Source organism: Nannocystis sp. RBIL2, from assembly GCF_026626745.1.
In the GTDB taxonomy this organism is placed as follows: domain Bacteria; phylum Myxococcota_A; class Polyangia; order Nannocystales; family Nannocystaceae; genus Nannocystis.
The window spans coordinates 1,700,148-1,725,278 of the sequence record NZ_JAPNJW010000002.1 but is presented as its reverse complement, the minus strand read 5'-3'; the positions used below and the strand labels follow the sequence as shown (position 1 = coordinate 1,725,278).

Genomic DNA, 25,131 nt, shown 5'->3' with positions numbered 1-25,131 from the left:
CCGCGGCCTGCCCGGGGCGGCGCGGCAGCAGGGCTCGGCGAGGACGGTCGGAGAGCTCGCGCGAGCGACGAACTGCGCCGCGATGGCCAGCGCGCTGCGGTTCCGTCGCGCGGCCGCGGGGAGCTTCGCCACCATGCGCGAGCGACCCTCGGGGACGCGCGGGCGATCGCGCAGCGAGGGTCGCCTAGGGCGTCTTCTCGCCGGCCGGGACGGGGAAGGGCAGGCGATTCTCGGCCAGGGGGACGGGGCAGGTGGCGTAGGCCGTGAAGGCGCAGGGGGGATTGTGCGCGCGGTTGAAGTCGAGCAGGACGGTCCCGTCGCGCGGCAGCTCGGCGAGCAGGAAGCGACCGCCGTGGTAGGTCTCGCGGCCGCTGGTGCGATCGCTGAAGACGAACAGGAGAGCGTCGCCGCCGGGGCCGTGCTCGAGGATCGGGGTCAGGCGGTGCTCCTGGCCGTCGACGGTGAAGACGGCGGTGCCGGGGACCTGGGCCGGCTGGACGGTGCCCAGCACGGTGGGATGATCGATGGTCCGCGGGGTCGCCAGCGGCTCGAAGCGGGCCTGGATCAGCCACGCGGGGTCGAGGGCGAAGGTGGCGACGCCGGTGAACTCGCGCCGCTCCTCGGCCTGGTGATCGTAGAGGCGCAGGCCCAGGCGATCGCCGCGGGCGATGACGAGGAAGGTGAAGCGGTCGCCGAGCTCGACGCGGTCGGCGGGCTGAGCGGGATCGAGGTCCGAGCGCAGGACGACGTCCTGGATCGCTTCGCCGCGGATCTTGGCGTCGACGCCGGGCGCGAGGCGCAGGCGGACGCGCCCGTCCGCGAGCGCGAGGACACCGACCTCGGCCGGCGCGCCAGCGGGGAAGACGATGTCGGCGCCAGGATCGGCGCCCAGGCGGTACTCACCCGGCTGCAGCCAGTAGAGCCCGGCGAGGGCGAGCCAGCCCTGCGGGGCCCGCAGCGCCTCGATCCGCGCGGCGTGCCAGCGGGCGTGTTCGGCGGCGTAGGCCGGATCGACGGCCGGGGGCGGCGGCGCCTGCGGGTGGCAGGCGGGGAGAGCGACGGCGAGCAGGAGCGCGGCGCGCAGTCCCTCGGAGAGCAGGTGACGCATGGGTCGGGCGGGGTGGCGAGCAGGTGTCCCGGGGGACATGTGTGAGAGGTCGTGCAAGATGTCCCGGGGGACAGTTTACGTGGATGTCCTTCAGGGCATGTGATCGCGCGGTGCGATATGTCCCGAAGGACATGTCGCAGCGGTCAGAAGGTGATGCCGACGTCGAAGATGAAGCGGCCGTTGCGGTCGTCGATCGGCTTGACGTTGCCGGGGGCGATCGAGTTGGGCAGCAGGATCGCGTAGCCGAGGGCGAGGGTGACCAGCTTGATGTCCCACTTGATGAAGTTGATGCCGACGCTGCGGCGGAAGTCGCGGGCGAACTGCACCTGCGACCAGCGCTGGGTCAGGATCCCGAGGTCGAAGAACAGCGAGTGGTGGATCTTGCCGCCGAGGAAGTCGTTGAGCGAGGTGACCTGGAGGGCGATGCTGGCGAGGGCGCGGATGTGGCCGCCCTGGGCGGTGTAGTGCAGGCGCTTGAAGCCGTCGCCGGTGTCGATCTCCTCGATGTCGACGAGCATCGTCTCGGGGAAGATGCCGCGCAGACCGAGGTCGGCCGTGCCGCCGCCCCAGTAGCGCCAGATCTCCGGCACGCCCGCCGCGCCCGAGCCGCCCGGCAGGCTGGGCAGCGGGATGGCGTGGCCGTAGCGCAGGGCGTAGCGGAAGTTGAGGCGGTTGCCGGTGCGCGGGATCGGGATGAAGTGCTGGAAGGCGAGGTCGGTGCGGATGAACCAGTCCTGGCCGCCGAAGTAGGGCGAGGCGAAGCGCAGGTCGCCCTGGACGATGATGCCCTTCTCCGGGTTCGAGGGGTTCTCGGTGTTGTTGTAGGTGAAGCCGGCCGTGAGCGCGCCGGTGCGGTCGGAGACGATGGCGTCGCGGCGGTTGACGACCGAGGGCAGGCCGAGCTCGGTCTCCGGGGTGAAGGCCGGCTTGGCGACGTCCTGCGAGATGTTGCTCTTCTGGATCAGGTAGCCGACGTAGAGCTGGAGCGCGCGGCTGCGGCTGTAGCTGAGGGTGATGTTGCCGACGGCGAGCTCGATCGGGCCGCGCGCCGGGGTGACGCGCCGCTGGTACTGGCCGTTGATCTCGAGCGTCAGCGGGGTGGCGAAGATCCGCGGGCGGGCCAGGCGGCCGCGGACGCTGCGCTCGTAGCAGGGCTGGCCGGCGCAGTCGCCGAGGAAGGGGACGTTGCTCGAGAACTGGCTGGTGTTGAAGCCGTAGTGGCCGAGGACGTCGAGGTCCCACGCGGTGCCGAACAGGTTGGGGAAGATCGGGTGGAGGAACACGTAGAACGGGTCGAGCGTGGCCAGGCCGACGCCGCCCTGCAGCTTGACCGAGACGTCCTTCGACTCGCGCATCTCGAGCACCTGGTGGACGGTGCAGCGCTCGCCCGGGGCGTCGTCGAGGTCGCAGCCGGTCGGGTAGGCGGTGAGCTCGGTGCTCTCGGCGACGTCGAGGCCGTCGACGTTGGCCCGCGACTCGTCGGCCTTGGCCCGCGAGTACACGCCGCCCGGCTTGTGGGCGAACTGCCGCCGCAAGATCCAGCTGCGGGTCTTGAAGTTGCCGCGGATGACGGTGTCGCCGAACACGCCGGGGCGGCCCTCGTAGACGCTGATCTCGCTCTCGACCTCGACCGCGCTGCCGCTGGCGTAGGCCTGGCACAGGCCGACCTCGGGGTCGACGAGGCGCCTGGCGTTCGGGACAGGTTTGACCTCTTTGGTGCGCGGGTCGGTGTAGAGCCAGCGCAGCTCGGCGTCGGCGACCGGGAAGCCGTCGTTGCGGTAGTTGTCGACGATGCCCTGTTCGACGTCGCGATCGAGCGAGGTCGCGAGCGGGATGCCGCCGGGGCGGTCGTCGCCCTTGTGACGCAGGGCGGTGCCGCGGAGCATGCGGGTCGCGCCCCACTCGCCGCGCTCGTGGTGCGGCTGGCCCTCGATCTCGCGGTCGCCGGGGACCGGGCCGTCGAGGTAGCGGATGACCTCGGGCTTGCGCGAGGTGAACACGCGCGGGCCCGGCTCGACGGTGACGCGCACGTAGAGCTCGGCCCGCGACTGCTTGCGCAGGGCGGCGAGGCCCTTCGGGTCGAGGTCGCGGGCGGCCCAGGCGGCGAAGGAGTCGCGGCGTAGGATGGTCTCGACGTCGACGTCGGCGTACTCGCCCTTCTTGTCGAGGCCGTCGGGCCAGAAGGCGACGCGCACGCCGGCCTGGGCGCACAGGTAGCCGGCGTCGGCGAACTTGGCGAGGAGGGCCGAGAGGTGGTCGACGACCGCGGCCTCGGTGAAGGTGCCCGGAGCCCGCAGCACGCGCTCGTCGGCGAAGTCGCGCTCGAGCCGCTCGCGCACGCCGCGTGGGACGCCGCGGCCGACCACGAGGTCGAGCTTCTTCATGCGCACCACCGGGCCCTCCTTGATCTGGAAGGTGAGGGCGCCGGGGGCGTTGCCGTAGTCGTCGTAGCGGCCGTCGACCTCGGCGAGGAGGAAGCCCTTGCTCTGGTAGAAGGAGCGCAGGTTGGCGGCCTCGCGCTGGGCCGTCTGCTCGCTCGGGGCCTCGCGGCGGGAGAACAGCTGCAGCTCGTTGCGCAGGCGCTGCTCGGAGTAGCTGCGGCGGCCGATGAAGGCGGTCTTGACGCCCGGGCCGAGGTCGACGTTGACGGTCAGCGGCAGCTTGCCGGTCTTCGGGATGTCCTCGGGCTTGAGGTCGTCGTAGCTGGTCTCGACGCGGACCTGCGGGTAGGGCAGGGCGAGCCGCGAGGTGGCGGTGCGGCGGATGATGGCGTCGCGCGGCTCGGCGAACTGTCGCTCGACGCGCTCACGGCTCTCCTCGACGCGCTCGCGAGTGATGCGGGCGGGGAACGGCGTGGCCTTGACGCGCGGCCAGAAGGCGCGCCGGATCCACCCCTTGTCGTCCTCGGAGACCTTGCCGACGACCTTCACCTGGCGCATCGGGACGCGGTACGCGGGGCCCTTCTCGAGGAACACCCACAGGTCGACCTCGTCGCTGGCGCGCCCGCAGGTGAGGCCGAGCGAGGCGCTGCCGCGCAGGTAGCCCTTGTCGTAGAGGTAGCGCTTGAGGCGATCGACCTCGTCGGCCTCCCACTTGGTGCAGGCGGCGTCGCCGGGCTCGCACACCTGCGGCCGCTCCTTGCGCAGCTTGCGGGGCGAGACGCACACGCCGCGAGACAGCGAGCCGGGCCGCGAGTTGATGCTGAGCTCGCGCTGGACCTCGGTCTTCGACAGCGGCAGGTGGCCGCGGATTCGCACGCGGCGGATGCTCTGGCCCGGCTCGACGCGGATCGTCAATTCGTTGGCGCCGGCCGGCTCGAACTGGGCGCGGTAGCCGAGCTGCTGCAGCTGGGCGGAGATGGCGGCGGGGATCAAATAGCCGGTGCCGAGGTCGAGGATCTTGCGCAGGCGGACGCCGTCGTCGCCGGGCAGGAACTTGTCGCCGACGACGCGGGCGCGCTCGATGCGGGCGAACACGACGCCGGGGTCCTCGCCCTCGAGCACGGGGCGGACGCTGAGCTCGACCTCGCCGGCGCCCTTGGGCTCGAGGGCGATGACGTAGCCGCCCTCCTCGGCGGTGAGGTCGAGCTGGTAGTAGAGGAGGGCGAAGTCCTTGCCGCTGAGGCTGACGACGCAGGCGGTGCCGCGCAGGGTGGTGCCGCGCTCGCGCGCGCCGACCTCGAAGCCGCCGCGGTCGCGCAGGCTGTCGAGCGCGCGGTCGATGAGGCCGAACGGGTCGGCGCCGGCGTCGACGCGGGCGCAGGTCGGGCCGCTGGTGACGACGCTCGGGGTCGGGATCTCGGGGGCCTCGTCGGTGGTGGTCGGCGCGGCCAGCTCGCTGCCCTCGCCCGGCGGGGGCTCGGCGGGCGGCTCGGTCTGGTCGGGCACGTCGTCGATGCCGGCGGGCGCGGGCGGCGGGGCCGGCTGGTCGGGCTTGGCCGGCGGCTTGTTGGTCGGATCGGCGGGCTTGCCGGCGGGTGTCTGGATGTCCTTGGGGGCAGGTCCTTCGGGACCTGGCGCTTGGGTACTGTCCTTTGGGGAAGGTCCTTTGGTGCCTGTCTCTTTGTTTTCGCTCGTCGGAGCGGGCGTCGTGGTGATCGGCGCCTGCGAGCCGGGCGGCGGGCCCGGCGGAGGAGCGGCCCACGCCGGCGCGGTGCTGACCCACGCGAGCGCGACGACGGCGAGCAGTCGCGTCAGGGTGCGGCGCCGGGCGAGGCGGGGATCAGCGCAGGCTGGGAAGCTGGTATTCAAGGCGCAGCTCGAGCGAACGCTGGCGGAGAGGGTCGAAGATGATGCGCTCGTTGAAGTAAGAGCGGCGGTTGTCGCGGAACTCGAGGACGGCGGAGTCGAGCAGGCGGAAGCGGACGCGCCAGTCGTAGCTGTTGCGCAGGAGCAGGCCGGGGTAGCCGCGGGTGTAGCCGGCGCCGATGGTCAGGTTGCCCCAGTCGGTGCGGAACCATGGCCGCGGGGTCTCGGCGTTGACCTCGACGCCGAGCTGGCCGAGCTGGGCGCCGACCTGCGGCAGGTAAGGGGCGAGCCGCGGGACCGACTTCTCGACGTAGCGGTTGAGGTTGATCTCGGTGAGGTTGCCGACCAGGCCGAGCGGGCGCCCGAGCAGGCCGCCGGAGCCGTAGCGGCGCACGTTGGCGTCGGCGACCTCGCGGTTGCCGCTGCCGAGGATGGCGTAGTCGACGCACTCGCGCTGGGTCCGGCTGCGCGCGCGCGTGTCGCCGAGGACGCTGCAGCGGAAGGTGATGGCGTCGAGGGTGCCGCCGAGGATCAGCGACATCTGCCGCGGCTGGTTGTCGATGTAGACCGGCTCTTGCCGCTGGGCGCGGACGTCGACCTTGCTCGACGACAGGTTGTTCTCGAGCAGGACGCGGCCGTAGGTGATGTCGTAGGCGCCGTTGAGGATCGCGACGTCGAGCACGCCGGCGGTGACGTCGACGCGGCCCGACATCTCGAGGTCGGCGATCGTGCCGCCGATCGCCAGCGAGACGGAGCCCTCGACGCCCTTCATGATGTTGTTGTCGACCCGGAAGGGCGTGGTCGTGCGGAGCCGGAGGTCGAGGTTCATGTCGCGCAAGATCTCGGGCGGCGGAGCGGACGGCGCGGAGGTCGGATCGGCGAAGGATAGCACCTTGACGCCCTGCTGCGCGTCGCGCACCCAGCGGCCTCGAGCGACCTGCACGTCGCCGCGCAGGGTCTGGACGTCGCGCCCCTCGAGGACGATGCCCTTGCCCGAGATCGCGGCGTAGAGCTGCGGCCGGCCCGAGTTGTCGAACATCTTGTACTGCACGTCGTCGACGTCGACGCGCAGGCTGCTGCTCTCGAGGCGCGAGAAGTCGGGCGCGAGCACGACGTTGCCCCACAGCGCGAGCGAGCCGCGGTCGCCGACGCGGGCCCGCAGGTGGCCCTCGGGCGCGGCGAGGTCGTCGATCGCCGCGGTGCGCCCGCCGACGAACACGCCGAAGCCGTCCTTGTTGGCCGGGCACGGATCGGCCTCGCTGCAGCGCTGGATCTCGATGACGCCCTGGTCGACGTCGATCGCCTCGATGCCGAGGCCGTCGAGCTCGACCATCAGGCCGCCGGGCGCCGGCGTGACGCGGGCGCGCACCGTCTTGAGGTCGAGGCTGTCGCCCATGCGGCCGGCGACGTGGGCGTCGGCGATCTGCAGGCCGCCCGAGCTGGCGGAGAAGGTGCTCGGCAGGAACTCGCGGAACAGCCGGCCGTCGAGGCGGCCGCGCGCGGCGGCGGAGAAGCTGCCGCCGCACTCGCCTCCGAGGACGTAGAAAGTGCGGTGGCCGTTGAGGTCGCCGAACTGGACGGTCTGGCCGCGCACCGACAGCTCGCCGGATGCGAGGAGGGCGTCCTGGGCCCACTGCAGCGACAGCTTGGGCACGGCGAAGGTGGTGCCCGCGGCCTTGGCGGTGACGGGCTGACGCGGATCGGGCACGCTGAAGCTGCCGGTGATGATCGGGTCGGAGACGTGGCCGTCGAGCTTGACGTCGAGGCCGATCTTGCCGGCGATGCCGGACACCGCGGTGCCGGCGACGAAGGCGTGCAGGCCGGCGAGGTCGAGCTCGCCGGCGACGCGCGCGCTGGCGCCGGTCGGCGGGGGCGTGCGCGCGGCGTTCGGCGGCTCGCTGCAGTCGCGCGTGGTGTCCTTGGCCTTGGCCTCGGGGGAGGCCGACAGCTCGACGTCGCCGGACACCGAGAGGGTCTTGCCGCTGGCGCTGCCGCCCGAGCGCAGCTCCCAGCCGTCGCGCAGGCTGAGGCGCGTGCCCTGCAAGGTGGCGACCAGGCGGTTGGCGGTGCACAGCGAGTCGGACTCGCGGCACGGGTCGCCGGGCAAGTTGCTGCCGGCGGCGACGCCCGAGTTCGGCGGGCGGCCGGCGGCCCACAGGCGATCGAGCTCGACGAGGATCTTGAGGTCGCGGTCGCCCTGGCCGTCGCGCCACAGGCAGGAGGTGATCATCGGCTGTCCCGGAGGACAGGTTCGCGCGCTGACCGTGAGGCCCTCGGCCTGGCCGTGCAGGCCCTCGCCCGGCTCGATGCCGGCGGCGCCGAGCAGGTTGCGCAGCGGGAGGTTGGCGAAGTGGACCGCGAGGTCGGCGGCGTACGAGGGGCTCTTGCTGCCGCGCGGCTTCTCGCCGATGGCGATGACCGCGTCGACGTCCCACTCGTAGGGGGCGCGGCGCCTGCGGCCGCCGTCGTCGCCGAAGCGGCCCTTGACGACGATCTCGCGCCGCGCGGCCAGGCCGTCGCCGGCGGGGCGGTCGATGCTGTCGAGCTGCAGCTCGCCGGAGCCGAGCGGGATGCCGACGGCGTTGATGGCGGTCAGCTCGACGGTGCCGTGCACGCTCGGGCGCGCCAGGGTGCCGGTGATCTTGAGGTCGGTGCCGCGATCGATCTGGGCGCCGGCGGGCAGGTCGGTGAGGCCGGCGATCGCGGCGAAGGTGCTGATCGGCAGGCGACGGCCGGAGATCTGCAGGTCGAGCTGCGGGTCGCTGTCGAAGCTGACCGAGCCCTTGCCGCTGACGTCGCCGACCGGGACGCTGAGGTCGGGCGCGGCCGAGGGGCTGGGGCGGCGGTGCTGGCGGGCGACGAACTCGTCGATGCTGATGCCGTCGCGGGTGAGGCTGAAGCGGGCCTCGGTGTCGCGCAGCTGGCCGTGGGCGACCTTGAGCTCGGGCACCGAGACTGCGCCGCGGGCCTGGAACTTCGACAGCGGGACCGGGCGCTTGGCGTCGTCGCCGATGTCGAGCCGGATGTCGGCCTTGCCGCCGATGCTGTCGCCGCCGACGCGGTCGAGCTCGACGCCGGTGAGGTCGATGCTGGCGCGCAGGGTCGGATCGCCGCTGACGCCCTTGCCGTCGAACAGGCCGACGTCGACGTCGAGCGCCCCGGCGCCGCCGAGCACGGTGGCCCGCTGGCTCTTCAGGCTGAGCACGCCGTCGTGCAGGCCGAGCGAGACGTCGCGGATGTTCTGCACCGCGAACTGGCCCTGGCCGACGTCCGACAGCTGCAGCGAGCCGTTGCGGCCGCTCGGGCGCCCGATCGGCCCGTAGACGGTGAGGCCGGCCTGCAGGCGCTCGACGAACGGGCTCTGACCGATGCTGGCGAAGAAGGCCTTGCCGTCGCTGATCTTGAGCTTGATGTCGGTGGGCTTGAGGGTGGAGAACTTGGCGTCGAGTCCGCCGTCGACGCTGAGGGTGGCGCCGTCGACGGTGACGAGCAGGTCGGCGAGGTCGAGGCCGTCGTCGCGGTCGAGGACGACGCCGCCGTCGAGGCGGATCCGCCGCGGCAGGCCGTCGTTGCCGCGCCGCCGCTCGATCTTGAGGGCGCCGATCTCGAGCACGATGCGGTCGAGCGGCGATTTCTCCTCGGTCGGCGTGGCTCCCTCGGCGGCGTTCGCCAGGACGTCGGCGACCGGCTCGGCGGCCTCGCCCCGGGTCTTCGGCCGGGTCTTGCCGGTCTTCTTGGGCGGCGGGGACTCGGGCGCCAGCGCGAAGGTGACGTCGGCCGGGGTGGCAGTGGGGCCAGGGCCTTCCTCGCTGGTGGTCGGCGCGGGGGCGCCGAGGTCGAGGGCGAACTCGCGGACGTCGAGCTTGCCGGAGGCGGTGCCGGCGAGCATGGCCCGGGTGCCGCCGGCGGCCACGAGCTCGCCGGGGTCGATGTCTCGCAGCTCGGTCTGCGCGGCCAGCAGCATGCGCCGCTCGGGGCCGACGCCGAGGACGAGGTGGTTTCTGGCCTCGTGCTCGCGCAGGCTGAGGCTGCCCCCGAGGACATGTCCTTCGAAGCGGGCGATGTCGAGGATCCACCGCTCCTCGCCGGCCGGGATGTACTGCGTCCAGGTGTCGGGGACGGGGTCGCGGGCGAGGGTGGCGTCGATGGCGGCGTCCTTGATCGCCCAGTCGACGCTCGGGTCGGTGAAGAAGTTGAGGCCGACTCCGGAGGCGGCGAGGCCGATGCGGATGTCGGTGAAGGGGCCGCGGAAGGCCAGCTGCGCGGGGGCGCCGAAGGCGTCGATCATCGGATCGGCGAGGCCGTGGACGCGGGTGATCAGGCGGCCGATCGGGCCGGCGTCGGTGAACAGGGCGGTGACGTCGACGCTGCGCTTGCCGGCGGTGAAGATGTCGCGCAACCACCCGCGCAAGAGGCCGTGCGAGCCGCCGATCAGGCCCTCGGCGCGGATCCGGATGTCGCCCAGCGGACCGTCGCCGCCGGACGCGAAGTGCTCGAGCTTGAGGTTCTCGATCGGCAGCTCGTAGCCCAGGGCGGTGATCCGGGCGACGCCGGTGGTGGCGAGCGCGTTGAGGTCGAACTGCAGCGGCTTCTTGAGCGGCGGCGGCTTCTTGGGGTGGAGGCCCTCGAACACGAGGAGGGCGCCGACGTCCTCGAGCGCGAGCTGGGTCTGCCAGCCGGTCTGACCGCGGAAGTCGAGGTCGAGCGCGAGCTCGGCGAGGTCGGTGTGGTCGATGCGGATGCTCAGCGCGCGGGTGCTGAGCTCGGGGTAAGGGCCGGGGCCGGGCCCGAAGGCCTCGACGAGGTCGACGATCCAGGCCTCGGTGCCGTCGGCGTAGCGGGTCTTGATCTCGGACACGTCGAGCCGCATCGGCGCTTCGGTCCAGATGTCGGTGAAGTGCAGGACCCACGGGACCTCGAGCACCGCCGGCACGAGGAAGCGGTTCCACGGGATGATCTCGTGCAGGATGATCCCGGCGTCGACCGGGCCGTCGCACGTGGCGATCAGGCTGTCCGGCTCGGGCTTGTCCTGCTTCATGTAGCCGGCCCACAACTTGATGCCGGTGACCGTGGCGTGGTGCGGCTGGCCGGTGACGAGGTCGATGATGAGGTCGGGCCGCCAGTGGACGCTGCCGAGCTCGAGGCGGCCGTTGATCTGCTTGTCGATGACGACGGTGAGGATTCGGCCGAGCGTGGCGTCGTTGACGAAGAAGTAGGCGACGACGTAGACGACGCTGAAGAGGCCGAGGAAGCCGAGGACGAACGAGATCGGCAGCTTGACGAGGAGGAACCGCAGCAGCGGGTTCTGGCGCCGGATCGGCTGCGGCGAGGCGGCGAAGCGCAGGACCTGAGGGTGCAGGGCGCCGATCTCGTCGGGGTTGGCGAGCGCGTGGAAGACCAGCGCCTCGCGCAGCTGACCGAAGCCGTGGTGCAGCCGCGGATCGACGTCAGGGCCGGGGACGTCGCCGTCGACCCGCCCGAGGACGTGATCGCGGACTCGCGGCTCGACGTCGTCGTCGACGGCCTCGAGCGCCTTGACGACGATCGGCGGCAGCTCGGCGCGAAACGGCCGCGGCCGGGCGAGGGGGATCCGGTAGGCGAGCCGCAAGGAGCGCTCGACGGCCTCCTCCCGCACGCGTCGCCGTAATTGCTTGCGCAGGTAACGGCGCGCTCCGCGCAAGTCGCCGGAGGCGATCCGCCCGACCAGGCGCTGGCGCTGCAGGTCCTGGTAGGCGTCGAGGAGGAGGGCGAGGTTCGGCCCGCCGGGGAAGAGGTGACGGAAGCGACGGCTGTTGCACAGCCGTTCGAGGCGCACCCGGCCGTCAGCGAGGAGATCGGCCTCCCGCTGCCATGCACTGCCCGTTCCGCCGCCGCTGGCCACGTTTCAGGGCTCTAGCCTATCATCCGCGGCTCCACCAGACGGCGCAGAAGTTGAACCCCCGGACGAGGCGGCCGGACGGCCCCAGGCGGGATGATGGAGCCGGACGTGCTCGTGCGCCGCAGGGAGCGCGACCTGACACGCGAGCCGGCGCGGGCCCGTGAAGCCGAATCGCGCCTCGAGGGCGGTCGGCTGCGGGAGCGCCGCGAGCCCGACCTCGACGTCGACGGCGCAGCTGCGACAGACACCCTCGCCCCGGCAGCTCTGACCTATCGGCAATCGGGCCGCCCGAACGGCGTCGAGCAGCGTCGGCGGGAGCTCGTCATCGTCGGCGACGATGTCCGCCACGTCGAGGACGATCCGCCGCGCCGCGGTGAGGAACTCGATCGCCACGCCCGATCGAGTGTGGCCGAATCCCGCCGCGCGAGCGCTGCGAATTTCACGGTTGCGAGCCCGCGAGAGAGGTGCGTCGGGCGAGGGCCGTGCTCGGGTCGGGGCGCGTCGTCGCCAAGGCGCAAAAAAAGAAGGGCCCGTTCTTGCGAACGGGCCCTTCGTGAGTAGCGGGGACGGGATTTGAACCCATGACCTCCGGGTTATGAGCCCGGCGAGCTACCTGGCTGCTCCACCCCGCAGCGAGGGTTTGCTTGTACTGCCAGCCGGGGCGCAGGTCAACGACTTTCTGCAGGGTCGCGAACGATTGTCGACGGATGGCGGGGCGAAGAGGGAGCGGCGCGCGGCGCGGCCGGAAGGTAGAGCCCGGCTGCGGCCGCCAGATCAGGGGTCTTCGGGCGAATCGGGCTCGCGGGCGAGGTCGGCCAGGTCGACGCGGAGGGGGGAGCGATCTCCCTCGCCGCCCGCGCGGTCCCACAGAGTGGCCAGGACGGCCAGCGGCTGGTTGACTGCGTCGAGGCGGAGCACGCTCTCGCGGGGCGGGGGCCCGGCGGTGAAATTCAGCGGGCAGTGATCGACGCGCGGGGCGGGGTCGGCGACGGCGACCGGCAGGCCGTGCGAGCGGCAGATCATCGGCCGCTCGGCGTAGACGGCGCAGGCGCCGTCGACGAGGAGGGCGCAGTGGTGCTGGTGAGCAGGATCGTCGGCTTGCTCTCGGACCCTGTTGCGAAGGACAGGTGTCCGGACGGACAGGTCGGCCAGGGCGCGGCGGATCGGCTCGGCCTCGGCGGCATACACGCCGAAGCGATGGTGGCAGCAGCTGTCGCAGCCCGCCCGACAGGCGAAGGCCTCGGGGGTGCGCGCCTGGGCCGCGGCGAAGTGGGCGTCGACGCGGCCGCGGAGCTGGACGAGGATGGCCGCGAGGGCAGGTCGGTCTGGGTCGCTCACGCAGGCGACGGGATACCAGAGGCCGAAGGCTCAGGCTTCGGAATGCATGCGAGGCGCAGCCCGGCCGCCGCGGAGGACGGCGGTGAGGGCGCGCTGGACGGCGACGGCGCGGTCCTCGTCGTCGGCGCCGAAGGTGCAACCGGCGACGTACGGGTGACCGCCGCCGCCGTGCGGCTCGAGCAGCGCGGCCATGCTGTGCTCGCGAGCGTCACGCGGGAGCCAGGGGTTGTAGCCGGCGGTCAGCTTGATCCGGCGGTCGGGCCCGCGGGTGAGCGCGACGACGTAGCGGATCTTGGGGTGGTGATAGTAGGGGATGAACTTGTTGTAAGCGCGGACCGGCTGGTCGAGCAGGCTGTAATGAAGGACGTCGCCGTCGACCACCGCGGTCTCGCCGATCAGGCGGATGTCGTGGCGGTTCTGCTCGAGCCGCGGCCGCAGGAGCCGCTGGACGTACTCGGCGGCGGCCAGCTCGGCGAGCGAGCGGCCGAGGAGGTCGTGGATGAAGCGCTCGCCGAGCTCACGGTCGTGGTTGTTCTCGACGAAGGTCATGAGGAGCAGCGCCGGTTCGCTGAGCTCGACCGGCATGCGCGGGTCGGGGAAGGCGGCGCTGTCGATGATCTCGGCCCAGCGGATCAGCTCCCCGTGGGCCGAGAGGTCGCAGGCGAAGCGGTCGCGGAGGATCCGGGCGAGGTAGCCGGCGCAGCTGCTGGCGGTCGGGTCGTGGAACTTCTGGCCGCTGCTGTCGGCGAGGAAGTGTTCGCGGTCGCCGGGGAGCTGGAAGGCGCTGGCGTGGTGGTCGAAGTACCAGGCCAGTCCCGGGTGCTGGCTGTAGCGGAAGTCGACGCTGGCCACCTCGTCGGCCTCGAAGTCCTCGGGGTCGTAGGGGTCGCCGGGGCGGTGGTCCTTGGGGATCAGGCGGCACGGCCGGGACCCGTGCCGCTGGCGGTCGAAGGCGGCGAAAAGGGCGGCCGAGGCGGCTCCGTCGAAGCACCAGCCGTGATGGAGGATATGAACCGCCATGCGGACGCTCCTTATACCGGGGGCGTCCGGCGCCGTCTCCAAAGCGGCTATTCGTCGCGCTCGACCTGGCCGGGCTGGCGCGCGTGGAGCGTGAAGATCCCCTCGGGCAGGCGGCGCAGCTCGGCGCCCTCCGGCGCGGGCGGCAGATCCGCCGGGCCGTCGTCGTGGATCAGCAGGGAGGCCTGGATCCGCGATTCGGGGCCGTGGGCCATGGCCCGCCGCGAGCCGGACGGGGCGGGGGCGTCGGCCACGAGCAGGCGGCCGCCGCGGTGGATGACGCCGAGAGTCCGGCCGTCGCAGACGAACAGGTTGAGCCGGGCAGGGTGGCCGAGCAGCTCGTCGAGGCCGGCCAGGGCGCGGCGGATCTGCGGCGGGGCGACGTAGGGCTTGTTGAGGTCGCCGTTCGCGTGGAGGGCGGCGAGGAAGCCGAAGACCACCAGCTCGCGGTCGCCGGAGTGGCTGAGGGCCCGCTGCAGGAAGTCGGGCAGGCTGGCCTTGAGGCGATCGCGGACGGCGTCGTCACGGTCGTCCGCGGTCAGGGCGCCCTCGGCCCGCACGCCGAGCCAGCGCTGGAACCGGGCCAGGCCGAGGCGCGGCACGGGGATGTCCTCCGCGCCATGTCCCGCAGGCGCGACGGCGTGGGCGGCGAGGGTGGTCTGGCTCGGCGCACGCAAGAAATCCGCGATGAAGTCGGCGCGCAGCTCGCGGACGACGGGACGCGACTGCACGAGGGTCTCGCTGCCCTGCACGCCGCCGACGCTCCACGCCCGGACGAGCGCAGGGTCGACCTGGGCCCCGTCGTCGGCCAAAAAGCCGTGGCCTTCGCAGCAGCGCGACAGCACTCCGGTCAGCCAATTCGCAGTGACGCCACGACCGTCCGGATTGCCGTGCACAAGCGCAAACAGGGCTACGTTATCCACGTTCTGATCATAGCGAGGGGGGCGAGGAGGGACCAGTGCGCTGGCGATGGGTCCGCGTCACAGCGGGACCACGAGCACATCGCCGAGCGCGGAGTTGAATCGGCGCAGAGGCCGATCGCGGGCGCACGGGCGATCGTGCGGGCTTTGCAGAGGTCGCCGCGGGGGCTCTCGCAGCGTCGGCTCGGTCGCTGCCGGGGTGACGCACGCCAAGTGCGAGATCGCCTGGGTGGAGCAGGAAAAACACCCTGCGAGGCCGCGAGAATTGCCCGGCGCGGCCACGTACAGGCACGAATTCGCCTGTTGGGGCTGTTGGCGACGATTGCGCCGAATTCTCGCGCAGAGGTAGGCCTCGGTGTGAAAATGCTTGCCCGGGGGGTTGCCGCCGAACGCGGCTTGATCTCAGAATGTGCGCGCATGCGAGTTCCCACGGGCCGCCTCCGGATCGTCAGCACCCAACCCACCGAGGGCGCCGAGGTGCATGAGGGACCGCCGTCGCCGGGCCGTTACATCCGGGAAGCGCGACAGCGCCGCGGGATAAGCGTCGAGCAACTTGCGCTCGAGACCAAGATCCCTCGCCCCAGCCTCGAGGCCCTCGAGGAAGATCAGTTCAGCGCGTTGCCCGGTCCAGTGTTCGTCCGCGGTTTCTTCCGCTGCTGCGCGCGCTCGCTGAGCCTCGACCCGGACACCGTCGCGGGGTTGCTCCACGACCACCTGCACGCCCAGAAGGCGGGCGCGCAGCGGCCGACGCGTCGTCCCCATGCGGCGGCGCAAGCCAGCTATCGGGCGGTCCAGGCCGTCGGCGGGCCGCGCAAGCCGGCTCGCGCCGAGGGTGCGAAGTCGAAGCCGGCCACCGAGTCCGTCAACCGTCCGGCGGCGTTGGCGGCTGCCCCGGCGGCGGCTGCGGAGCCTCTCCCCAACGCGGCGTTGGAGGCGGTCTATCGCGTCGGCGCCCAGTCGCTCGACATGTTGCGCGCGCTCAACCGGATCCCGCAGAGCCGCACTCTGATGTGGATCGCGGTGTGCCTGGTGATCGCCGTGATCGCGGTGACGGCCTTCGCGCTGTCCGGCGGACAGGTGACCCCGCCGCACTCCTGAAGCTCGGAGCAAGCGTCTCTCCTTCGGCGTCGTCGGCCTCCCTCCTTATTAAAGGAGAGACGATCGCGGTTCGAGGGGTCACGCGAATTCCGGCGCATGGCGGTAGAATCGATGCGAAGGGCCGCGAAGCGCTGTTTGGGCACGGATTGGCGCCTGCTCGCGGTCGGGCGCGTATAGTGGCCCCCGCATGACGCCGGCGCTGAACCAAAACGATCTGGCGCGGCTGGTCCACGCGGGCGATCCGCGGCGGGTCGCACGGGCGCTCGCGCGGCTCGATGCAGTGCACGTCGCGGGCTACCTCGACAACTTCGAGCCGCACGAGCAGGACCTGGTGTTCCAGGCGCTGCCGGCGGAGCGGCGGCCGCATGTGCTGGCGGCGATGCGCTACGAGGTGGCGGCGGACCTGATCGGTCGGCGGGCGCCGGAAGAGGCGGCGGGGCTGCTCGGCGACCTTCAGGAGGATGACGCGGCCGACATCCTGGGGCGCGTCGACGAGGCCAAGCTGCGCGAGATCCTGGCGCACTACGACGTCGAGGACGCGCACGCGCTCGAGGAACTGCTGGCGTACGGCGAGCGCACCGCGGGCGGCATCATGTCGCCCGACGTCTTCTCGATCCACCACGACGTGACGATCGCGGAGGCGACCCGGATGGTGCAGACGGCCGACGACTTGCCGCAGCACGTCCACTACCTCTATGTCGTCGACGAGCACGATCGGCTGGTCGGGGTGATCGGGCTGCGGCAGCTGGTGCGCAGCAAGCCGGACATGCCGATCCACGCGGTGATGACGACCGAGCTGGTGTCGGTGACGGCCGAGACAGATCAGGAGAAGGTCGCCGAGCTGGCGAGTCGCTACGACCTGGTCGGCATCCCGGTGGTCGACGACCAGCGGCGGCTGCTCGGGGTGATCACCATCGACGACATCCTCGACGTCGTCCGCGAAGAGGCGACGGAGGACATCCTGAAGATGGCGGGCGCCGGACAGATGCTCGTCGAGACCCGCACCTTCGGCGCCAGCTTCCGCGCGCGCATGCCCTGGCTGCTGGCGGCGGCGGCGGGCGGTCTGCTGGTGGCGGCGTCGCTGCAAGGGTTCGAGGGGGCGCTGCAGGCGGTGCCGGCCCTGGCGCTGTTCATGCCGGTGGTCGCGGGGATGGGCGGTAACGTCGGCACGCAGAGCTCGACGATCGTCGTTCGCGGCCTGGCCGTCGGCTATGTGGAGACCAATCGCCTCGGCCGGCTGGTGCTCCGCGAGGTGGGGCTCGGCGCGTCGCTCGGCGCGCTCTACGGCATCGGGATCGCGGTCGCGGCGCCGTTCCTCGGCACGACCAGCAGCGACCCCGTCCACCTCGGCGCGGTCATCACCCTGGGCATGATGGGCAGCATGATGATCGCCGCGGCGGTGGGCACCAGCGTGCCCCTGCTCATGAACCGGCTGAACATCGATCCGGCGGTGGCGACGGGGCCGTTCGTGACCACGTCCGTCGACATCCTGGGGCTCCTCTTCTACTTCTGGCTGGCGACGGTGCTGCTCGGAATCTCCGGCTAGGCGGAGTAGTAGTCACCGGTCTCCCGCGCATGCAGTCGCAGTCCACGCCCGCCGTCATCCTCCGCACGCGCCCGCTCGGCGAGGCGGACCTGATCGCGATCGTGCTGACGCCGGAGCAAGGAAAGCTCGAGACGGCGGCGGCGCGGGCCCGCAACTCGAAGAAGCGGTTCGCCGGCGGGCTGTCCCCGGGGATGCGCGGGGTGGCGGCGATCGCCCGCGGGCGCGGGGCGCTGCTGCGGCTCGAGAGCTTCGACGCGACCGCCGCGCATGCGCCGGTCGGCGCCGACCTGACGCGCTTCGCCTACGTGGCCTATCTGTGCGAGCTGACTGACGAATTGGTGCTCGCGCGGCACCCGGACCCGGAGCTGTTCGCGGCCCTGTGCCTCGCGCTCGAGCAGGTCATCGGCGGGGCGCCGCAGGCGCTGCAGCTGCGCCAGTACGAGCTGGCGCTGCTGCGTTGCCTCGGGTTGTCGCCGGCCCTGACGAGCTGCTGCGTGTGCGGTTCGGAGGTCGGGAGCGAGGACAGCGCGGCCTTCGACGGGCCGCGCGGCGGGGTGCTGTGCCTGGAGCACGAGCGCGGGGCGCCGCGGCTGCCGGCGGCCGCGCTCGCGGCGATCCAGCACCTCGAGGCCGGCGGCGATCCTGCGGCGCTGGCTTCGGCCCCGGCCGGGGTGCGCCGGGCGGTGCGCGACGCGATCCAGTCGATCGTCCGCTCACACTTGCGGCGTCCGCTGCACGCGCAGGCGTTCTTCGCGGCGCTGCCGCGTGACGCCGGCGCGGAGGGGGTGTAGGTGCCGCGCGGCTGTGTTAGGGTCCCGCCGATGTCGCGCCCCAAGTCTGCGTTCGCGTGTGCGCTGGCGGTGCTCGCCGCGCTGAGCGCTTGTGAGCGGCGCAATCAAGGTATCTCGGCCGAGGACGCCGGGATCTACTTCCCGGCGGCGCTCACGCTCGACCCGCGGGTCCCCGAAGACGACGCGGCGCGCTGGCTGTTCGTCGCCAACGCCAACAGCAACCTGGCCTACAACGCCGGCTCGCTGGTCGCCGTCGATCTCGACCGCTTCTTCCACGCGTGGATGAACTGCCCGCAGCTGTGCCTGCACAAGGTCGACGACGGCACCTGCAGCGCCGCCGCCAAGGCCGATCCTTGCGGGATCCGTGAGACCGTCCAGGACATCGGCGCGCCGATCGACGCCGAGACGCCCTGTCGCCACGCGGCCTTCCGCCCGCAGGTGATCGAGTGCGAGGACACGCAGGTCGTCGCCCGCATCGGCGACGACGACGGCGACGGCGTGGCCGACAGGCCGCTGTCGGTGCGCATGGGCAGCTTCATCACGGCGCTCGCCGGGTGGAGCCGCAACGCCAAGGAAGCGCTGCTGCTGGCGACGGTGAAGGCCGACCCGAGCGTGACGTGGGTCGAGCTGTCCGGCGGCATGAAGCCGTTCGACCCGCAGCGACCGCTGGCGCCGACCGACCTGAAGTTCGAGTGCGGGCAGGGCACCACCGACCTGTTCGACGAGGGCCGCTGCGCCCGCTCGGGCCAGGACGCGCACGCGCTGCGCTACCCGTTCGACGACGGCGACAACCGCCGCATCGGGCCCGAGCCGTCGAACATCCTGGTGTCGAAGCTGCGCAACTGGGCGCTCGTGACGTTCGCGACCACGCCCGAGGTGGTGCTGATCGATCTGGCGTACCCCGTCGGCGGGCAGCTGCCGGCCAACCCGGACGACACGACCGGCGAGCCCGACACGACGTCGAGCACGTCGGACGCGACGAGCAGCACGTCGGACGCGACGAGCAGCACGACGGACGCGACGAGCACGACGGACGCGACGAGCACGACGGACGCGACGAGCACGACGGACGCGACGAGCACGACGGACGCGACGAGCACGACGACCGGCAGCGCGCCCGAGCCCGAGCCGGTGCCGCCGGGGACGAAGCCGATGATCGTCGACGCGCGGTCGGTGTTCTTGATCGGCGAGTCGCTCGGCGGCGGCGGGTGGGGGATGGCCGAAAGGCCATGTGTGCCCGGCAGCTCGCAGGTGCCGAACGTGACGAAGGTGCCGACCGACGCCGACGGCGAGCCGGTCGACTGCGGGCGCCCGCTGATCTACAGCAGCTTCCGCACCGGCCTGTTCTTCGCCCGCTTGACCCCGGACGAGGCGCTGCCGACGGAGGATCAGGTGTGCATCGGCGATCCGCGGCTCGACGACGAGGGCTTCCCGATCGACCAGGAGGGCGAGCGGATCGACGCGCCGGAGCCGGTGCAGGCGGGCGAGCCGGGGGCGCTGCTGTGCACGCCGCAGGTCTTCTCGGCCGGGTTCACGTCGGCGGTCGGCTTCACCGTGCCGCAAGGTTCGGGGCAGATGGGCGACATCGCCTTCTCGCGCGACGGCCGGCGCCTGTTCGCGGTGCAGAGCAGCCCGGGCGCGCTGCTGTTCGTCGACACCAGCGTCGACGAGCGCGGCGAGACGCGCGACGAGTCGGCCGGCCTGGTCGAGCTGTGCAGCGGGCCGAGCCGCATGGCGCTGTTCGAGGACGGCGCCAACGAGTACGCGGCGGTGTCGTGCCCGACGCCCGGCGAGGTGTTCATCATCGACCTGTCCGGCTTCCGCGTGGTCGCCAACGTGGCCACTGGCGCCGGCCCGCACCCGATCGTGGTCGACCGGGCGCGCCAGCTGCTCTACGTCGGCAACACCCTCGACGCGACCGTCAGCGTCATCGACATCGCCCGCGACCGCCCGACGCGCTTCGCCGAGATCGCCCGCGTCGGCCTGCAAACGCCCTACAAGCGCTAGCCCGATGACCCGCCGCTTCGCCACCACGCGTCTACACCTCCCGGCCATCGCCACGCTCGTCGTGCTCGCCGCCGGCGGGACGAGCTGCGGCAACCGCCAGAACCAGGTCATCCCCAACCGCGTGCTCGACCGCCCGCTGGACGTCGCGCTCGCGTGCGTCCGCCAGGAGGCGAACGGCGACCTGACGCCGCAGTCGCTCGAGCTGTGCTCCGACGCGGTGTCCGAGTCGGTGTGCGGCGACCTGCGGCTGGTCGGCTTCGTCGCCAACTCGGAGCGCAACGACATCGCGATGTTCAGCCGCTGCGCCGGCTCGGTCATCGACATGAACATCGGCGCGCCGGGGCCCCAGCTCATCAGCGCGGGCGAGGTGCCGTCGAGCATGACGGTCACGACCGGCCTGCAGGCGGGCTGCTTCGCGGTGTCGGGCAACCTCGGGAGCTGCGACCTCAGCGTGCTCGACGTCAGCGGCCTGGCGTCGTACGCGTTCGAGGAGCCGCCCGAGGAAGATCCAGCGGCCTACGTGTCGACGGTGGTGCCGCGCCGCGCCGACGGCACGCCGCTCGGCGCCCGACCGGGCCAGGTGCTGGCGGTGCCGCCGGACCTGAGCAACACCGGCGACCCGCGCCAGGGCTGCGACCCGGCCAACCCGGGCAGCGTGTACGTCACGTTCCCGTCGTGCCAGCTGATCGCGGAGGTCGACCTGCGGACGCAGCGGATCCTCCAGAGCCGTCAGTTCGTGCGCGACCCGAACAACGACGCGATCACCGTGGTCGACACCGGCGCCGATCCGGTGTGCCCGATCGACTGCGCCGAGCAGTTCGAGGATCCCGACTACGCCGCGGCGCTGGCCAGCGCGCCGCCCGGCGACCCGGACGGCATGTACCCGCTGGCGATGGCCCTCGTGACCCCGCCGGCCGATCCGACCGCCTGCGTCGACTTCGCCGACCTCGAGGTCCAGGACGTGTCGCTGTACGTCGGCGGGCTCGGGTCCGACAACATCTACGAGCTCCGCTACGACGGCAAGACGTGGACCGACGATCCGCTCGAGTTCGAGTTGACGGCGGCGCAGGGCATCTCGGCGATCCGCCCGACGCCGCCGATGTTGATGGCGAGCGGGCCCGATCCCGATCCGGAGCCCTACCAGTTCCTCTACGTGATCGCAGGCGACGGCTCGACCCGCGTGGTGCGGCGCGAGTTCAGCCCCAACCGCACGGAGCTCGGCAGCGAGTGCGACACGCAGGTCGATCCCACCGTGGTGACGGCCGCGGCTTGCCACCCGGCGGAGTTCCCGGGCGAGAACCCGCCGGATCGGCGACCGTTCGCGCGCGGGCCGGGCATCCGCGGGCCGAACGGCTCGCTCATCACCGACTGGACGTTCCAGAAGTGGTACAGCTCGGCGGAGGTTTCGGCCGCCGGCGGTAGCTACGATCGCTGCCCGTCGGCGACGGCCGACACGGCCGAGGCGTCGGCCGAGGGCCGCGCCATCTCGTCGCCGTTCACCGGGCCCGGCGTGGTCGGCGTGGCCTCGACCAGCTTCGGTCGCCTGGTCTTCGGCGTGTTCGACCAGTTCCAGGACGATCGCCGGATCAGCACCGCGTACGACTACCTCGGGATCATGGACGCCCAGATCCCGCCGCACTCGCTGTGGCCGAACGTCGACCCGACGCTGGCGACCACCACGATCGAGGCGCTGCCGCGGATGGAGGACAAGGTCCCCGAGCGCCTGCTGCCCAACGGGATCGCCGATCCCACGGTGACGCGCACGCTGTCGCCGAGCCTGCGGCGGATCGATCGCGCCTACGAGACGCGCGTCGCCTGCAACAACGACAACGACTGCGACGACGTCCGCTGCCTCCTGAGCGAGGGCGAGTCGACGGGCTACTGCGAGCAGATCGGGCCGGCTCTGTCGCCGCCGGTGTCGGAGCGCGAGCAGGACCGGCTGGCCAAGACCGAAGAGGAGGACGACGTGGTGGCGTCCGGCCTCTACGAGAACGACGTCGTCCGCGCCGTGGTGCGCGACTACTCGGCGTGGGTGAGCGGGACCTGGAACCTCTTCTGGGAGGGCGAGATCCCGGGCACCACCAGCGCGAGCGGCCAGCTCCTGTGCGAGGAGCCGGGCTGGGCCGGCGGCACCTGCCTCAGCACCACTGCGGGTGACACTCGCCTGGTCGACAAGACCGCGCAGTTCTGCGAGCGCGGCGTGCTCGGCGGCGACAAGCTGTTCATCCTCGGCTGCAACCAGGACCCCGACTGCGGCGCCGGGCAGTACTGCTTGCTCGACCCGCAGGCGCCCGCGGGCTCGCCGGGTTTGTGCGTGTCGGAGGTGGCCTACGGGGCCTCGCGCGAGGATCTGCTGCAGATGTGCCGGCCGTTCCTGCGCGACGACTGCGGGGCGGCGCGGCGCGAGTGGGCGATCACCCGCGCGTTCCAGCAGGAGCTGTGGCTGCAGGTGCTCGACCGACCGGTCGACTCGTACGTGATGATGCGGCAGGAGAAGACGAGCGCGTCGACGCCGGTCACCGACGAGGAGCGCGAGGCGCTGTGCCGCGGCGACTTCGTCTCCGGTCGCATCATCGACGGCGAGCCGACCTGCGCCCGCTCCAACGACGAGCCGAACTGCGGCCAGGAGGGCGCGCTCCCGTGCTGCGCCTCGGACTACGGCTTCATCGGCGACCCCGGCTTCATCGAGTGCGAGAGCCGGCTGGCGTGCGCGCCGGAGCAGCCCGACAACGGCTGCAACCTACACGCCGACTGCGCCGCGCAGGCGCCCGACTACCCGCTGTGCATCGACGGCGCGTGCAAGCGTCCGTGCGGGCCCGACGAGGACTGCGCCCTGACGCCGCTCCCGGGTCCGGAGTGCTTCCGAGAGCTCATCCGCTACCAGGTGCTCGCGCGCAACAGCTTCATCGTCCGCGGCCCGTACGACTTCCTGCCGCAGAAGGTGAAGGCCGATCCGGACTCGAGCGAGTGCTACGAAGATCCCGAGGTCTCCAACTTGCTCACGAGCCGGATCCGCATCGGCGAGGACGAGGCCGACATGCGGCAGAACGCGCTGTGGCCGATCCCCAGCTGCCCGGCGGGCGACGAGCGACCGGACGGGGGGGCGCCGAACCCCTGCTTCATCGACGTCGAGCGACCGGCGGCGCTGGACGGCAACACGCCCAACGCGATCTACCACTTCTTCAAGTACGGCCCGCCCGACGACGGCCAGCGCCCGGTCCCGGCGATCCGCTACAGCAACCCGATGATGAGCATCGTGCTCGACCTGACGAGCCTGCTCGACCTCGCTGCGCCGATCCCGGGCACCGACGACGCGCTGTGGCCGGCCGAGTTCACCGCGTTCAAGCGTTCGCGGATCCCCGGCCGGGCCCGCGAGGCGTTCGGGACCAAGGCGGGTTATGCGCCCTACGACGCAAACGTGGTCACGGCCAGCGTAACGCTGACCGGGCCGACGCGGATCGTAAACGCGCCCGAGCTGTCGACCGTGTTCGTGGTCGACAGCGCGGGTGGGACGACCCGCGGCCAGGTCGTCCGTGTGACCCTCGCGGGTGGCCAGGTGGAGCCCGACGTGCGGTTCCTGGTCCGCTAGGAACGCCGGCCTCGGCGGGTCCCGCGAGCAGGGCAGGGCGGGAGTGCCGCCACCCGGGCGACGGGGCCTGGGGGCCTGGAGCAGCGCGGTGAGGCTTGGGGGCGCCCCGGCACTTGCGTTACCATGGGCGCCGCGGTGCCGCAGTTCAAGATCAAGTTCGGGGGGCGCACCTTGTCCCTCCCCACTGGGTCCCACCTGGTCGGGCGCATGAGCGACTGCTTCTTCACGCTCGACGACGACCTGACCTCGCGCTACCACGCGCGCCTTCACGTGTCCGCCAGCGAGCTGCAAGTCGAGGATCTCGACAGCAGCAACGGCACGTTCCTCAACGGGCAGCGTCTGCCGGGCCGCGTCAAGACGCAGCTCGTGCACGGTGACAACCTCAAGATCGGTCGCGAGGTCATCGCCATCATCAGCGACGCCAGCCAGGCGCCCGTCGACGATCCGATGGACAGCCTGCGCAAGACCATCGGCCCCCACGAGGAGACCCAGTTCCCCTCGCTGATCAGCCAGCTGGTCCAGAAGAGCCTCAACATGGGCAAGATCAAGGAGGCCGAGCGTTACGCGCTCGCGCTGACCAATCAGCTCATGGGCTCGAGCGTGCCGGTCGATCACCCCACGGCGAAGTCGTGCGTGGTGTGCCTGATCGCCCTGGCCCAAAAGTCATCCTCGGGCGTGTGGCTCGACCGCGTGTTCCGCCTGCACGCAGTGCACGGCTGGTTGATGCCCGACGAGATCATCGAGCAGCTCCGCGGCGCGCTCGACCGGATCACGCGGATCCCCGGCACCGGCCTCGAAGACTACGAGCGCACGCTGCGAGAGATGGCCCGCGACGGCGTCGACGTGCCCCGCGGCCTGATGTCGACCATCGCCGAGTTCTCCGACGCGTTCGGCGGGCCCTGAGCCCCGACGCTCGCGCGGTGAGCGGCTGGGCTGAACTGTCCTCGAGGACAGGAGACCGCGGGCAGTTCGCCATCGTCGCAGTGGGACGAGCGAGGTCTGCTCGAGGTCGTCGATGACCTCGTCATTGCGCCGGTCGTGATGTCGGATGTCGACGAGCGAGCGGCGAGTGCGGTCGAGGAGCCCGTGACTCTGACGAGCGCAGTCGGTCGGCGAGGCGAAGATCGACGCGGATGAGGGACGAGGGCGATGTCGAGGCGGTCGACGGCGATGTCGACGAGAAGTCGTGAGGCCGATGAGCGCAGTCGGCCGATCGAGGCAAAGGTCGACGCGGATGAGGGACGAGGGCGACGTCGAGGCGGTGACGTCGAGCCGACGCGGCCGACGCAGATGTCGAAGAGGTGACGAGGGCGGTGTCGACGAGAAGCCGTGAGACCGATGAGCGCAGTCGGCCGGCGAGGCGACGACGAGAGTCGAGAACGACGATGCTGCGACCTCGACGAGCGATGCAGCGGATCGCTGGCGACCTGGCCGGCGAGGCGACGAGGCTCGTCGAGAACGACGATGCTGCGACCTCGACGAGCGACCTGGCCGGCGAGGCGACCAAGCCGACGCCGCCGCCGAGGCGACGAGCTGCGGTGCAGCGGTCAGGCGACGCCGCTTCGCCATGACGCGAGGCCGCAAGGTCGGAG

At 71.8% G+C, this 25,131-nt stretch carries 14 protein-coding genes and 1 tRNA gene; 7 read left to right on the top strand and 8 right to left on the bottom strand.

The genetic code is table 11. The features are described 5' to 3' along the window. Positions 1-184 precede the first annotated feature (184 nt). The 8 genes from OV090_RS31950 to OV090_RS31915 all read right to left on the bottom strand — a co-directional run bounded on the left by OV090_RS31950 (position 185) and on the right by OV090_RS31915 (position 14,511). Complete coding sequence (locus OV090_RS31950) at positions 185-1,108, bottom strand: DUF1684 domain-containing protein (protein WP_267708449.1); 924 nt, start codon at positions 1,106-1,108, stop codon at positions 185-187. A 143-nt stretch (positions 1,109-1,251) separates the two neighbouring features. Continuing rightward, positions 1,252-5,358: a BamA/TamA family outer membrane protein gene (locus tag OV090_RS31945; RefSeq protein ID WP_267708448.1), complete on the bottom strand. Its 4,107-nt coding sequence runs from the start codon at positions 5,356-5,358 to the stop codon at positions 1,252-1,254. Beyond that, positions 5,330-11,236 (bottom strand): translocation/assembly module TamB domain-containing protein, encoded by a 5,907-nt coding sequence (locus OV090_RS51070; protein WP_267708447.1) that lies wholly within the window; start codon positions 11,234-11,236, stop codon positions 5,330-5,332. The genes OV090_RS31945 and OV090_RS51070 overlap by 29 nt, the downstream gene beginning before the upstream one ends. Before the next feature lie 3 nt (positions 11,237-11,239). Beyond that, positions 11,240-11,626 (bottom strand): 2Fe-2S iron-sulfur cluster binding domain-containing protein, encoded by a 387-nt coding sequence (locus OV090_RS31935; protein ID WP_267708446.1) that lies wholly within the window; start codon positions 11,624-11,626, stop codon positions 11,240-11,242. A gap of 165 nt (positions 11,627-11,791) precedes the next feature. Further along, positions 11,792-11,865: transfer RNA gene (locus tag OV090_RS31930), tRNA-Met, on the bottom strand. A 142-nt stretch (positions 11,866-12,007) separates the two neighbouring features. After that, positions 12,008-12,571: a YkgJ family cysteine cluster protein gene (locus OV090_RS31925; RefSeq protein ID WP_267708445.1), complete on the bottom strand. Its 564-nt coding sequence runs from the start codon at positions 12,569-12,571 to the stop codon at positions 12,008-12,010. 30 nt (positions 12,572-12,601) lie between these two features. Then, entirely contained in the window at positions 12,602-13,591 is a 990-nt protein-coding gene (locus OV090_RS31920; protein WP_267708444.1) for a hypothetical protein, read from the bottom strand. A 47-nt stretch (positions 13,592-13,638) separates the two neighbouring features. Then, positions 13,639-14,511, bottom strand: a complete 873-nt coding sequence (locus OV090_RS31915) for a hypothetical protein (RefSeq protein ID WP_267708443.1) — start codon at positions 14,509-14,511, stop codon at positions 13,639-13,641. Positions 14,512-14,925: 414 nt separating this feature from the next. On the opposite strand from OV090_RS31915, the gene OV090_RS31910 reads away from it, so the two are divergent. From OV090_RS31910 to OV090_RS31880, 7 genes are all read left to right on the top strand, one after another. After that, positions 14,926-15,606, top strand: coding sequence for a helix-turn-helix transcriptional regulator (locus OV090_RS31910; protein ID WP_267708442.1), 681 nt, complete (start codon positions 14,926-14,928; stop codon positions 15,604-15,606). 187 nt (positions 15,607-15,793) lie between these two features. After that, entirely contained in the window at positions 15,794-17,152 is a 1,359-nt protein-coding gene (gene mgtE, locus OV090_RS31905; RefSeq protein ID WP_267708441.1) for a magnesium transporter, read from the top strand. A 29-nt stretch (positions 17,153-17,181) separates the two neighbouring features. Continuing rightward, positions 17,182-17,943: a DNA repair protein RecO gene (gene recO / locus OV090_RS31900; RefSeq protein WP_267708440.1), complete on the top strand. Its 762-nt coding sequence runs from the start codon at positions 17,182-17,184 to the stop codon at positions 17,941-17,943. Positions 17,944-17,973: 30 nt separating this feature from the next. Next, positions 17,974-19,950 carry a hypothetical protein gene (locus OV090_RS31895; protein ID WP_267708439.1) on the top strand — a complete coding sequence of 659 codons (1,977 nt, stop codon included), beginning with the start codon at positions 17,974-17,976 and terminating at the stop codon, positions 19,948-19,950. 4 nt (positions 19,951-19,954) lie between these two features. After that, the gene (locus OV090_RS31890; RefSeq protein ID WP_267708438.1) at positions 19,955-23,539 is read left to right on the top strand and encodes a hypothetical protein; all 3,585 of its coding nucleotides are present in this window, start codon (positions 19,955-19,957) and stop codon (positions 23,537-23,539) included. 123 nt (positions 23,540-23,662) lie between these two features. Continuing rightward, positions 23,663-24,442 (top strand): FHA domain-containing protein, encoded by a 780-nt coding sequence (locus OV090_RS31885; RefSeq protein ID WP_267708437.1) that lies wholly within the window; start codon positions 23,663-23,665, stop codon positions 24,440-24,442. A 503-nt stretch (positions 24,443-24,945) separates the two neighbouring features. Beyond that, positions 24,946-25,110, top strand: coding sequence for a hypothetical protein (locus tag OV090_RS31880; RefSeq protein ID WP_267708436.1), 165 nt, complete (start codon positions 24,946-24,948; stop codon positions 25,108-25,110). Positions 25,111-25,131: the final 21 nt, after the last annotated feature.